Genomic DNA, 12,106 nt, shown 5'->3' on the forward strand with positions numbered 1-12,106 from the left:
CCGGTCACGTCCACCCGAGCGGTGCTCAGCCGGCCCGGCGCCGCTCCCAGCCTGCCGCAGCCCGGTCGAGCAGCTCCAGCAGCGCCGCGTCGACCTCAGCCCGGCGGGTGAGGTTCACCGCGTGCCCGGCGCCCTCGACGACGACGGCGCGGGCCGAGGGCCCGATCTCCTCCGCCAGCCGCAGGCCGTGCTCCACCGGGGTGAGCCGGTCGTGCGTCGCCGCCACGACGGTCACCGGCACCCGCGCGAGCACCGGCAGGGCGGAGCTCTCGTCGTGCTCGAGGAACGTCGCCCAGAACGCCACGGTCACCGGGTACGGCGTCTCCTCCAGCAGGTCCTGCACCCGGCGCACGGACGCCGGGTCGGCGTCCCGGCCGAAGAGCAGGCGCCGGGTGACCCAGCGGCCCAGCCGGGTCCCGCGCCGGCGGAACCGCTCCAGCAGCGGGGCCAGCGCCTGCACCAGCCTCAGGTAGAGGCCCAGCAGCCCCAGCCGGCGCAGCACCGAGAGGCCCCAGGCGACCGGACCCGTGGCGGCCAGGCCGCCGGCGGAGGTGGCCAGGAGGAACGCGCCCACGACCCGGTCGCCGAAGAGCTCCGGCCGCTGCCGGGCCAGGGCCAGCACGCTCATCCCGCCCATCGAGTGCCCGGCCAGGACCACCGGGCCTCCGGGGGCGACGGCGTCGAGCACCGCGCCGAGGTCCCGGCCCGTGCGGTCGATGGTGGCCGCGGTCAGCGGCGTCCAGCCGGACCGGCCGTGGCCCCGCTGGTCCCACAGCACCAGCCGGGCGCGGCCCCGCAGGGTCTCGCGCTGCAGGTCCCACTCCGCCAGCCGGGCGGTGAAGCCGTGGCTGAGGACGACGGTCGGCGCGCCGGGCCGGTCGGCGTCCTCCACCTCCACGTGCAGGTCGATGCCGTCGTCGGTCCGGACCGTCGTCGTGCGCACGGGGCCATCCTCACCGCCGCCCGGCCGGCCCGCTCAGCCCTGGCCGGTCCGCTCAGCGTCACCGGGTCGCGTCCGCCCCGGTGCGGCGTCGCCGACCAGCCGACGGGCGGTGTCGACCTCGCGGGCGACCGGGGCGAGGACGCCCTCGGCGAGGATCTCCGCGTCGTCGGGGGCCCGGTGCGCCTGGACGTCCGCCTCCAGCTGGCGGATCGCCCTGCGCAGCACCGCGACCTGGGCGGGGTCCGGCGCCGGCCCGCCGTGCCGGACGGCGATGACCGCCTCGGTGACGGCGTCCGACGTCCGCTCGAGCTGGACGACGACCGGCCAGAACGCCGCCGCCCGCGTGCTGACCGGCGGCGGCTCGGCGAGCCGGCGCTGCAGCTGGGTGTGCAGCTCGGTCAGCGCCCGGTAGCTGCGCCGCCGGGCCCGGCGCCGAGCGGTGGCGTCGCCGCCGAACGCCGCCCCGACGAAGGCGTCGAGGGCCAGCGCGGCGGAGCGCAGCGCGTCGTCCAGCGGGGCCCGCCAGGTCTGCGGCCACAGCAGGTACCCGAAGACCAGGACGATGGCGCAGCCGATGAGGGTGTCCAGCAGCCGGGCGCCCACCAGCCCCGGGCCGCCGGGCTGCGCGAGGTCGAGCAGCAGGATGATCACCGGGGTCTGGAACACCGAGAACAGCCCGAAGTTGGCGCTGCGACCCCACGGCATGAACCCGGCCGCCACGGCCATGGCGACCAGCACCCACCCGTCGCGGGGCAGGGCGGCGAGCAGCAGCGTGCCGATCAGCACCCCGAGCAGCGTGCCGGCCGCGCGCTGCACCGCACGGGTGAACACCGAGCCGAAGTCGGGCTTGAGCACGATGGCCACGGTGAGCAGCACCCAGTAGGCCCGCTCGACGGGCAGGGACTGGCGGGCGACCTCGGCGATGGTCATGCAGAGCACGAGCCGCACGGCGAAGGCGCGGGTGTCCGGGCTGCCGAGGGTGCGGTCGAGCAGGTCGCGCACCCGGGTGCGGAGGTCCTCGCGCGGGGGCGGCACGGCGGCGCCCGCCCGCTCCTCCGGGTCGCCGACGACGTTCCACACCAGGCGCAGCCCGTGCCGCACCGCGCGGCGGGTGGGCTCGCCGGACTCCCGGGCCGGGGGGCGGCCCGCCGGCAGGTCCCGGGTGCCGGCGACCGCCGCGCCCAGCGCGTGCGCGGCGGTGATGTCGTGCGGGTCGGCCGGGACGCCCGCACGCGCCGCGGCGACCGCCCCCTCGACCAGCGGGGCGGCGGCGTTGAGCACCCCCGCCAGCTCGGAGAGCTCCCGGCTGCGGCCGGGGCTGCGGGAGCGGCTGCGGATGACCCGGTCGTAGGCGGTGTTGAGCGCCTCGGTGAGCGCCCGCCGGGCGTCCCCGGTGTCGGCCGTGCCGACGGCCGCCAGCAGCCGGCCGATCGCGGTGAACACCGCCGCCGTCGCCGTCCGGTCGGGGTCGGCGGACTCGGCGCGGTACTGCGCGAGGGTGGTCAGGGTCGCCCAGCCCGCGCCGGCCAGGAAGAACGCGACCTCGGCGGCGGGCGGCAGCGGGGTGACCAGCCCGGAGGCCAGCGCCGTGTACACCAGCAGCTGCAGCGCCCCGAGCGACAGCGCCGCGTCGACCCCGCTGAGGACGGCGGCGACGGCGGCCACGACCGCCACGACGAGCACCGGCCCCGGGCCCTCCCCCGCGGCGAAGCGGCCGACCACCAGGCCGGCGCCCCCGGCCAGGGTGGCCGCCGCGGTGCGCCGCAGCCGGTCCCGCAGCGGCCCGCCCTGCGGCGCCAGGCTGCCGGCGAGCGCGCCGGTCGTGGCGAACACCCCGGCACCCAGCGCGGGGCCGGCGGTGAAGCCCCCGCCGACGACGGCCACGACCGCCAGCGGCGCCGGCACGGTGACGGCGAAGCGGACCACGTCGCCCCACGGCACCGGCGGGGTGCGGGTGCGCAGCAGCTCCTCCAGCCACGCCGGTGCCCGCACCCCCCGCTCCGCCACGGTCGCCGAGCCTCCCACCCCGCCCGGGGCGCGGGCGGGGGACGCCGCGGTGGCCGCCGTCCGCGGTGGCCGCCGGCCGCGGTGATCGCCGTCCGCCGGCCGCGGTGATCGCCGGCCGCCGTGATCATGGGGATTCGGCCGACGACCGCGGCGTGTCGCCCCGTGTCGCGAGCCAGAAGCCCATGATCACGGCCGGCGGGGAGGGGTGCCGGGCCCGGGACGACCCGCCGCCCGCCCCGCCGCGCACCTCTAGGGTCGCGGGATGGCCGTGACCCTGGGCGAGGTGGTCGCCGCGCTGGAGGCCCGCTACGACCCGGCGCTGGCCGAGGACTGGGACGCTGTCGGGCTGGTCTGCGGCGACCCGGCCGAGCCGGTGGCCCGCGTGCTCCTCGCCGTCGACCCGGTCGCGACCGTGGTGGACGAGGTGCTCGACACCGGCGCGCAGCTGCTGGTCACCCACCACCCGCTGCTGCTCACCCCGGTGCACGGCGTCCCCGCCGACGACCCCAAGGGCCATCTGGTGCACCGGCTGGTCCGGGCCGGGGCGGGGCTGTTCGTCGCGCACACCAACGCCGACCGGGCTGCCGAGCACGGGGTGAACGGGGCGCTGGCCGCGGCGCTGGGCCTGCGCGACGCCGTCCCGCTGCAGCCGCACCCGGCCGACCCCCGCGCCGGCCTGGGCCGGGTGGGCCGGCTGCCGGAGCCGACCACGCTGCGGGGGTTCGCCGACCTGGTGGCCGCCGCGCTGCCGGTCACGGTGGGCGGCGTGCGGGCGGCCGGCGACCCGGGGCGGCGGGTGCGGACGGTCGCGGTCTGCGGCGGGAGCGGGGGCTCGCTGGTGCCGGCCGCGGCGGCCGCGGGGGCCGACGTCCTGCTCACCAGCGACCTGCGGCACCACCCGGCCTCCGAGGCGCTCGAGTCGAGCTCGCCCGCCCTCTGCGACGTGGCGCACTTCGCCTCCGAGTGGCCCTGGCTGCCGGTCGCGGCGGAGCTGCTGCGCCGGGACCTGGGCGGGCGGGTCGAGGTCACCGTCTCGCGCCGGCGCACCGATCCCTGGACGTGGCTGGCCGGCGCCGGGAGGAGCGGGTCGGCCGGTGGCTAGCGGGAGGGCACCGGTCCCCCGGCGGTGGGATCCTGCACGGGGCCGGACCCGGACGCCGCACGGGTAGGTTGGCCGGGTGAAGGCCGACCACTTCGACCAGCAGAAGCTCCTGGCCCTCGCCGCCGAGGACGTCGCGCTCGCCCAGCTGGCCCACCGCCGGCGCACGCTGCCGGAGCTGGCGGCCGTCGAGTCGGCCACCGCCGCGGAACGGGAGCTCGCCGACGCGGCGGTGCGGGCCGAGACCGGGGTGCGCGACCTGCAGCGCGAGGTCGCCCGGCTGGAGGCCGACGTGGAGACCGTCCGCGCCCGTGCCCGGCGTGACCAGGGCCTGCTGGACTCCGGCAGCGTCTCGGCCAAGCAGATGACCGACCTGCAGCACGAGCTGCAGTCGCTGGCGCGCCGGCAGTCCGACCTCGAGGACAGCGAGCTCGAGCTCATGGAGCAGCTCGAGACCGCGGAGAAGGAGCTGGCCGAGGCGCAGGAGGGCCGCGCGGCGGCCGGTGCCGAGCTCGAGCGCGCCGAGCAGCGGCGCGACGACGCCCTCGCCGACCTCGCCGACGGCACCGCCCGGCACGAGCAGGCCCGCGCCGACGCCGCGGCGACGATCCCGCCCGACCTGCTGGCCCTCTACGAGCGCATCCGCGCCCAGACCGGCGGCACCGGCGCGGCGGTGCTCAAGGCCCGCCAGTGCCAGGGCTGCCGGATCGAGCTGTTCGGCAAGGAGCTGGCCGCGGTCCGCAACGCCGACCCGCACGAGGTGCTGCGCTGCGACAACTGCGGCCGGATCCTGGTCCGGACGGCGGAGAGCGGGCTGTGAGCCGCCGGTTCGTCGTGGAGGCCGACGGCGGGTCGCGGGGCAACCCGGGCCCGGCCGGCTACGGCGCTCTCGTCCGCGACGCCGACACCGGCCGGGTCCTCGCCGAGCGGGCCGCTTCGGTGGGGAGGGCCACCAACAACGTCGCCGAGTACGGCGGGCTGGTCGCCGGGCTGCAGGCCGCGCTCGACCTCGACCCTCAGGCTGAGGTCGAGGTCAAGATGGACTCCAAGCTGGTCGTCGAGCAGATGTCCGGGCGCTGGAAGGTCAAGCACCCCGACATGCAGAAGCTCGCCCTGCAGGCCCGCGCGCTGGCCCGGCAGCTCGGTGGCGTCCGTTACACCTGGGTGCCGCGGGCGCAGAACGCCGCCGCCGACGCCCTGGCCAACAGCGCCATGGACGGCCGGCCGGTGCACCGGGACGCCGCCGCCGAGCCGAGCACGGTGGAGGACGACGTCCAGCCGGTCGCCGAGCCCGCCCCCCCGGTCACGACCGTCCTGCACCTGCTGCGGCACGGGCGCACCGAGCACACCCCGGAACGCCGTTACAGCGGCCGCAACGACCTGCCGCTGTCGGCCACCGGCCGGGCGGAGGCCGAGGCCGCGGCCCTCCGGGCCAAGGAGCTGGGCATCGAGGTGGTGGTGGCCTCGCCGCTGCGCCGCACCCGGGAGACCGCCGAGGTGGTGGCGGCCGCGCTGGGCCTGCCCGTGCGGCTCGACGACGACCTGGTGGAGCTGGACTTCGGCGGCCTCGAGGGGCTGACCGCCGAGGAGGCCCGCACGCGGCACCCGCTGGCCGCCCGCCGGTTCGCCGGCGACGTCACGGTGCCGGCGCCCGGCGGGGAGTCGGTGGCCGACGTCGCCGCGCGGGTGCAGCGCGCCCGCGAGCGGTTGCTGCGGGAGCACGCCGGACGCACGGTGCTCGTGGTCAGCCACGTCACCCCGATCAAGCTGCTGCTCGCCGCCGGCCTCGGCGTCGGGCTCGAGGTGGTGCACCGGGTGTTCCTCGAGGCCGCCTCGCTGTGCACCGTCGCGTGGTCCTCCGACGGGCGCTCCGCCGTCCGCCTGCTCAACGACACCGCGCACCTGCGCTGACGGGTCCCGCCGGGGGGAAGCCGGTGGGGGCCCCCGGCGTTGCACCAGGTGCCCCTCGCCCGCGCCCGGTCGGCGGGGGAGGGGATCATGAGGCCGACCGCCCGAACCCTGGAGACCGAGTGACCTCGACCACCGCGCCCGCCCCCTCCGCCGTCGGCGACGAGCGCACCCTCTCGCCCGCGGAGTTCGACAGCTGGGCGGCCGAGGTGCGCCGGCTCGCCGACGAGCGCGGTGCCGTCGTCCTCGCGCACAACTACCAGGTCCCCGAGATCCAGGACGTCGCCCACTTCACCGGCGACTCGCTCTACCTCTCCCGGGTCGCCGCGCAGACCGACGCCCGCGAGATCGTCTTCTGCGGCGTCCACTTCATGGCCGAGACGGCGAAGATCCTCTCGCCGGGCAAGACCGTGCTGCTGCCCGACCACGCCGCCGGGTGCTCGCTGGCCGACTCGATCACCGCCGAGCAGCTGCGCGAGTGGAAGGCCGAGCACCCCGGCGCCGTCGTCGTCAGCTACGTGAACACCACCGCCGCGGTGAAGGCCGAGACCGACATCTGCTGCACGTCGTCCAACGCCGCCGACGTCATCCGGTCGATCCCCGAGGACCGCGAGATCCTCTTCTGCCCCGACCAGTTCCTCGGCGCGCACGTCAAGCGGGTCACCGGGCGGGAGAACATCCACGTCTGGGCGGGGGAGTGCCACGTGCACGCCGGGATCAGCCCCGCCGACGTGCGTGCCCAGGTCGCCGCCCACCCGGACGCCGAGATCCTCGTGCACCCCGAGTGCGGCTGCACCACCTCGGTGCTCGACCTGGTCAGCCACGGCGACCTGCCCGCCGACCGCACCCGCGTGCTGTCGACCGGCGGCATGGTGGAGGAGGCGGCGCGGACGTCGGCCGGCCAGGTGCTGGTCGCCACCGAGGTCGGCATCCTGCACCAGCTGCGAGCGCTCAACCGGGGCACCGCGTTCATCCCGATGAACGAGCGGGCGGCCTGCCGCTACATGAAGATGATCACGCCGGCGAAGCTGCTGCACACGCTGCGCACCGGCGCGGGGGCCGTCGACGTCGACCCGGGGACCGCTGCGCGGGCCCGCCGGGCCGTCGAGGCGATGATCGCCATCGGGGAGCCGGGCCGCGGCGGCGAGTAGGAGGACCCTCCTGCCCCTCACCCCTCGCTCCGCCCGGGGTGGGGCCCTGCAGGAGGGCCGTCCCTGGTCCTCGATGACGTCCAGCCCCTGCTCGCGGAGCCGGGCCAGGTGGTCGAGCATCCCCCGGAGCACGTCCGGGGGTTGGCCCGACCAGTCGTCCACCTCGCCGACCACGCGCAGCGGGTGGCGGGTGCGGTAGTACCGGGAGGGGTTGCCGGGGAACCGCTCGTCGGTCACGTCCGGGTCGCCCTCGAAGGGCCCCAGGGGCTCCACGACGTAGACGTGCCCGCGCTCCGCGCTGCCGGCCAGCGCCGTGGCCAGCGCCGCGCCCAGGCGGCGGCGTCCACCAGCGCGGGGAGTGGACGTGGTTCGACACCCGGCCCTCCTGGGAGTTCGAGCCGTGGCCGGCGACCAGCTCCGCGCCGATCTCGAACGCGGCCCTCGTCCCGTGGTAGAAGGGGCCGCGGACGCGCGCGCAGCGCTCGGAGGTCACCGGGCCGTCGGTGCCGCCGCTCTCCGCCACAGCCGGTCTCCCTCGCGTCTCGCGGCCGGCGGCGCCGGTCGGCCCCGTTCCGCGGGACGGCCGGACGCCGGCGTCGGCGCACGGGCGAATGCTGCCGCAGCGGTGCGACGGGCGGCGGAGGGGCGTCTGGCGTCGGCTCCGCCCGGCGGCCGTCAGCGCCGGTCGGACAGGTCCGCGACGATCGCCCGGAACGTGCGGGTGTCGACCTCGTCGTCGACGGTGACGCGGACGATGTCGGTCACCTGCTGCTCCGACGCCGGGCGCACGGCCTCGACGCGGGCGGCGGCGATGAGGTGCAGGCGGCGGATCCGTCCGGTGGGGGTGTCACCGGTGACCGGGGAGGGTCGGTTCTGTGCCATGGGGGGACGGTAGGCAGCCCCGCGACCGGGCCGCGGGCGCGCCGGCGCGTGTCCCCGCGACCGCCGTCCCGCCCGCCTCGCCCGCCCGCGCCGTTCCGCCCGTCACACCTCAGATCCGGGTGAACAGGTAGGCGGAGACGGCCACCCCGAACACGACGATGCCGATGCGCAGCGGGCCGGCCGGGATGCGGGTGGCGATCCGCGCGCCGAGGAAGCCGCCGAGCAGGCTGGCGGGCGCGGCGACCGCGACGACGGCCCACTCGACCGGGCCGAAGAGGCCGAAGACGACCAGGGTGACGGTCGCGGTGACCGCCGACAGCGCCGACTTCAGCGCGTTGGCCAGCTTGATGCGGTGCAGGCCCAGGCCCAGCACCCCGACCAGGATGACGCCGAGCGCGCCGCCGAAGTAGCCGCCGTAGACGGTGGCCAGGAACAGGGCCACGTACATCCAGGCGGGGTCGGGCCGGGGCCGCGACTCCTGCTCCCCGCGCAGCCGGCGGGTCAGCAGCGGCTGGACGGCGATCAGGGCGCTGGCCAGCAGCACCAGCACCGGCACGACCACGTCGAAGGCCTCCGTGGGCGTGGTGAGCAGCAGCACGCTGCCCGCCGTCCCGCCGGCGAGGGCCACCGCCCCGAGGCGCAGCAGCCGCGCCCGCTGCCCGCGGTACTCGGCCCGGAAGCCGGCCACGCCCCCGAGGTAGCCGGGCCACTGGGCGATCGAGTTGGTCACGTTCGCGGCCACGGTGCCCAGACCGAGCCCCACCAGCGTGGGGAACAGGATCAGCGAGCCGCCGCCGGCGATCGAGTTGACCGCGCCGGCGAGCAGGGCCACCCCCGCGGCGACGACCAGGTCGAGGGCGGGCACGGCCGCCGAGCCTACGGTGGGGGCATGGGTCTCCCCCTGCCCGCGGCGGTGCTGGCCGGTGCGCTGGGCGGCTCCGGCGTGCTGCACCTGGTCCGCCCGCGCACCTTCGAGTGGCTCGTCCCCCCGGAGCTCGGCGACCAGCGGACCTGGGTGCTCGCCTCCGGCGGTGCCGAGCTCCTCACCGCCGGGCTCATGGCGGCGCCCGCCACCCGCCGGGCCGGTGGCCTGGCCGCGGCCGCGCTGCTGGTGGCGTTCGTCCCGGCCCACCTGCACACGTTCCGGGTCGTGCCGCGGCGACCGCTGCCGCTGGTGGCGGCGGCCGTCCGGCTGCCCCTGCAGGCCCCGCTGGTCGGGATCGCCCTGCGTCTGGCACGGGGACGCTGACCGTGGCCGACGTCGTCCTGGTCGCCGGCGCCTGGCACGGGGCCTGGTGCTGGCGGCGGGTGCTGCCACAGCTGTGGGCCGCCGGTCACACCGCCTGGCCGGTACCGCTCTCGGGTGTGGGGGAGCGGGCGCACCAGCCCGCCGCGGGCATCACGCTGGGCACGCACGTCGCCGACGTCGTCACGGCGGTGCGGGCGGCCGAGTGCCGGGGGGCGGTGCTGGTCGGGCACAGCTACGCCGGGATGGTGGTCACCGGGGCGGCCGACGTCCTGGGGGACGCCGTCGGCCCGCTGGTGTACGTCGACGCCGTCGTCCCCGAGCCCGGCGAGGCGTGGTCCTCGCTCAACCCGCCGGGGGTGGCCGCGGCCCGGCGGGCCGACGTCGCCCGCTCCGGAGCCATCCCGCCACCGCCGGTGTCGGTGTACGGCCTGAGCGGGGACGACGCGGCCTGGGTGGAGCGGCGCCAGACCCCGCAGCCCGGCGGGGTGTACGACGACCCGCTGCGGTTCGACCACGCCCGCTGGGCGGCGCGCCCCCGCACCTACGTCGACTGCACCAGCCCGCCGCTGCCGACCATCGACCCCTCGCGGGCGCGGGTGCGCGCCGGCTCAGGGTGGGAGGTCGTGGAGCTGGCCACCGGCCACGACCCGATGATCAGCGCGCCGCGGGAGCTCGCGGAGGTGTTCCTGGCGGTCGCCGCGCGGTAACGGCACGTCCGGGACCCGCGAGCCGGCTGCGGGCCCGCGGAGCCCGGGTCAGCCGCCCCGGTGGTACCGGCGGTGCAGGGCGCGGACCTCCTCGTCCAGCCCGGGCACCGGGCCCTCCACGGGCACCCCCGGGGCGACGTCCCGGACGGGCAGCGGGCGCACCGGTGCCGGCGGGACGCCGAGCTCGGCCAGCCACCCGGCCAGCTGGGCCGCCGACGCGGCGTGCACGATGCGGCCCAGCCCCACCCAGCCGTGCGCGGCGGCGCACATCGGGCAGTGCTCCCCGCTGGTGTAGACCGTCGCGGCCGCCCGCTCCGCGGGGGACAGGTGCTCGGCCGCCCAGCGGGCGATCGCGAACTCGGGGTGCCGGGTGGCGTCGCCGCCGGCCACGTGATTCGTGTCCTCGACCAGCACGGTGCCGTCGGCCGCGACCAGCACGGAGCCGAACGGCTCGTCCCCGGCCTCGAGCGCGGCGCGCGCGAGCGCCACGCAGCGGTGCAGGTGGGTCAGGTCCGTGTCGTCGACCACGCGGCCATCCTGACGGGGCGACCTCGAGCGGACCACGCCCGGGCCGACGGGTCGCCGACCGTCGTCCCCCCGGAGCAGACTGCGGCCATGCCACCAGCACCGATGCCCGACGACTGGCAGCGCGCCCTCGTCGTGGCCGCGCACCCCGACGACATCGAGTACGGCATCGCGGCGGCCGTCGCCGTCTGGACCGCCGCCGGCAAGGAGGTCCGCTACCTGCTGGCGACGCGAGGGGAGGCCGGGATGGCCGGCGTCCCGCCGGAGCAGGCCGGTCCGCTGCGCGAGGACGAGGAGCGCCGGTCGGCCGCCGTGGTCGGCGTGCGCGAGGTGGAGTTCCTCGACCACCGCGACGGCGTGCTGGTCGCCGGACCGGAGCTGCGGCGGGACCTCGCCGGGGCCATCCGCCGGCACCGGCCGGAGCTGGTCGTCACCGGCTACTTCGGCGCGACGTGGACACCGCCGGGCGTCACGCCGGCCTACGTGAACTCCGCCGACCACCGCGCGCTGGGGCAGTGCGTGGTCGACGCGGTGGCCGATGCCGCGAACGAGTGGATCTTCCCGGAGCTGACCGCGCCGCCGTGGCGGGGCGTCCAGTACATCGCGGTCGGGGAGCTGGTGGACCCGCCGCACGAGGTGGACGTCAGCGCGGCGGTCGAGCAGGCGGTCGCCTCGCTGTCGGAGCACCGCCGGTACCTGGAGCTGCTGTCCGACGCCCCCGTCGAGGAGCAGGCGCGGCAGGTCGTCGACATGTCGACGATGACCGAGGACGGGCGGCGGCGGGTGGGCTTCCGGCTCTTCTGGGGCTGAGCCCCGGCGGACCTCTAGACTGGGCAGCACGACGGACGAGTCGGCCGGGCGGTCGCGTCGGCGGGGGAGACCCCGCCGCCGAGGAACGTCCGGGCTCCACAGGGCAGGGTGGTCGTTAACGGCGACCCGGGGTGACCCGCGGGACAGTGCCACAGAGAACAGACCGCCAGCGGCTCGCCGCTGGTAAGGGTGAAACGGCGGTGTAAGAGACCACCGCACACCGGGTGACCGGTGTGGCTCGGTAAACCCCACCCGGAGCAAGGTCGAGAGGGACGGCGGCGACGTCGTCCTGCGCAGGCGTTCGAGGGCTGCCCGCCCGAGCCTGCGGGTGGACCGCTCGAGCCTGCCGGCAACGGCAGGCCTAGATGGATGGCCGCCCACCGGGGTGCCGCGAGGCCCCCGGGGACAGAACCCGGCGTACAGGCCGACTCGTCCGTCGCCCGCCGCTGACCAGCGGTTATGCGTTCAGCGGGCGGCGTCAGTCCGCACGGAGTCCGCAGCTCGGCCGAGCACCGAGTCGACGGCGGCCCTCGTCCGGTCGTCGGAGTCAGGCCAGAGGTGGCTGTAGCTGTCGAGCGTCTCGGCGGCGCTCGCGTGACCCGGCCGGGCCTGGACGGTCGTCACCGACACCCCGTGCCGGATGAGCAGGCTGGCGTAGAAGTGCCGGAGGTCGTGGGGACTGCTGCACGGATCGGTGACGGGACTGCTGCACGAGTAGGTGACATCTGATCTGTGGTGCCGAGAGGCGCCGCTGGAAGGATGCTCACCGTGCCCAAGCCCTACCCCAAGGAGTTCCGCGACGACGTCGTGAACGTCGCTCGCAAC

At 77.2% G+C, this 12,106-nt stretch carries 13 protein-coding genes, 1 other RNA gene and 1 pseudogene; 8 read left to right on the forward strand and 7 right to left on the reverse strand.

The window, feature by feature from the left end; all coding sequences use genetic code 11:
• Window positions 1-25 precede the first annotated feature (25 nt).
• Together D0Z06_RS08485 and D0Z06_RS08490 are read right to left on the reverse strand one after the other, a co-directional pair.
• Entirely contained in the window at window positions 26-943 is a 918-nt protein-coding gene (locus D0Z06_RS08485; protein ID WP_233517538.1) for an alpha/beta fold hydrolase, read from the reverse strand.
• Window positions 944-976: 33 nt separating this feature from the next.
• Window positions 977-2,935, reverse strand: a complete 1,959-nt coding sequence (locus tag D0Z06_RS08490) for an FUSC family protein (RefSeq protein WP_233517539.1) — start codon at window positions 2,933-2,935, stop codon at window positions 977-979.
• 277 nt (window positions 2,936-3,212) lie between these two features.
• Here D0Z06_RS08490 and D0Z06_RS08495 point away from each other — a divergent pair, with 277 nt between their 5' ends.
• From D0Z06_RS08495 to nadA, 4 genes are all read left to right on the forward strand, one after another.
• Window positions 3,213-4,052, forward strand: coding sequence for a Nif3-like dinuclear metal center hexameric protein (locus tag D0Z06_RS08495; protein ID WP_117376917.1), 840 nt, complete (start codon window positions 3,213-3,215; stop codon window positions 4,050-4,052).
• A 76-nt stretch (window positions 4,053-4,128) separates the two neighbouring features.
• Window positions 4,129-4,869: a zinc ribbon domain-containing protein gene (locus tag D0Z06_RS08500; protein WP_117376918.1), complete on the forward strand. Its 741-nt coding sequence runs from the start codon at window positions 4,129-4,131 to the stop codon at window positions 4,867-4,869.
• Window positions 4,866-5,960, forward strand: a complete 1,095-nt coding sequence (locus D0Z06_RS08505) for a bifunctional RNase H/acid phosphatase (protein ID WP_117376919.1) — start codon at window positions 4,866-4,868, stop codon at window positions 5,958-5,960. The genes D0Z06_RS08500 and D0Z06_RS08505 overlap by 4 nt, the downstream gene beginning before the upstream one ends.
• A gap of 119 nt (window positions 5,961-6,079) precedes the next feature.
• On the forward strand, window positions 6,080-7,108 hold the full coding sequence (gene nadA, locus D0Z06_RS08510) for a quinolinate synthase NadA (RefSeq protein ID WP_117376920.1): 1,029 nt from the start codon (window positions 6,080-6,082) through the stop codon (window positions 7,106-7,108).
• Between the two features lie 210 nt (window positions 7,109-7,318).
• Here nadA and D0Z06_RS27090 read toward each other — a convergent pair.
• The 3 genes and pseudogenes from D0Z06_RS27090 to D0Z06_RS08525 all read right to left on the reverse strand — a co-directional run.
• Window positions 7,319-7,381 (reverse strand): annotated as a pseudogene (locus D0Z06_RS27090) (rifampin ADP-ribosylating transferase ARR-2); the annotation flags it as partial.
• A 402-nt stretch (window positions 7,382-7,783) separates the two neighbouring features.
• On the reverse strand, window positions 7,784-7,990 hold the full coding sequence (locus D0Z06_RS08520) for a hypothetical protein (RefSeq protein WP_117376921.1): 207 nt from the start codon (window positions 7,988-7,990) through the stop codon (window positions 7,784-7,786).
• Between the two features lie 109 nt (window positions 7,991-8,099).
• Complete coding sequence (locus D0Z06_RS08525) at window positions 8,100-8,855, reverse strand: sulfite exporter TauE/SafE family protein (RefSeq protein ID WP_117376961.1); 756 nt, start codon at window positions 8,853-8,855, stop codon at window positions 8,100-8,102.
• 24 nt (window positions 8,856-8,879) lie between these two features.
• Here D0Z06_RS08525 and D0Z06_RS08530 point away from each other — a divergent pair, with 24 nt between their 5' ends.
• A complete protein-coding gene (locus D0Z06_RS08530; protein WP_117376922.1) occupies window positions 8,880-9,239 on the forward strand; it encodes a DoxX family protein in 360 nt (119 codons plus the stop codon).
• Between the two features lie 2 nt (window positions 9,240-9,241).
• Window positions 9,242-9,946 (forward strand): alpha/beta fold hydrolase, encoded by a 705-nt coding sequence (locus tag D0Z06_RS08535; protein WP_117376923.1) that lies wholly within the window; start codon window positions 9,242-9,244, stop codon window positions 9,944-9,946.
• Window positions 9,947-9,994: 48 nt separating this feature from the next.
• On the opposite strand, the gene D0Z06_RS08540 is transcribed toward D0Z06_RS08535, so the two are convergent.
• A complete protein-coding gene (locus D0Z06_RS08540; protein WP_158579918.1) occupies window positions 9,995-10,474 on the reverse strand; it encodes a nucleoside deaminase in 480 nt (159 codons plus the stop codon).
• An 87-nt stretch (window positions 10,475-10,561) separates the two neighbouring features.
• Here D0Z06_RS08540 and D0Z06_RS08545 point away from each other — a divergent pair, with 87 nt between their 5' ends.
• Both D0Z06_RS08545 and rnpB read left to right on the forward strand, forming a co-directional pair.
• Window positions 10,562-11,281, forward strand: a complete 720-nt coding sequence (locus D0Z06_RS08545) for a PIG-L deacetylase family protein (RefSeq protein ID WP_117376963.1) — start codon at window positions 10,562-10,564, stop codon at window positions 11,279-11,281.
• A gap of 36 nt (window positions 11,282-11,317) precedes the next feature.
• Window positions 11,318-11,717, forward strand: an RNA gene (gene rnpB, locus D0Z06_RS08550) — RNase P RNA component class A.
• Between the two features lie 29 nt (window positions 11,718-11,746).
• Here the strand turns inward: rnpB and D0Z06_RS08555 are convergent.
• On the reverse strand, window positions 11,747-12,106 hold a 360-nt coding region (locus D0Z06_RS08555), incomplete at its 5' end, for a tyrosine-type recombinase/integrase (protein WP_147332002.1).

The organism is Geodermatophilus marinus (assembly GCF_003428645.1).
In the GTDB taxonomy this organism is placed as follows: Bacteria; Actinomycetota; Actinomycetes; order Mycobacteriales; family Geodermatophilaceae; genus Geodermatophilus.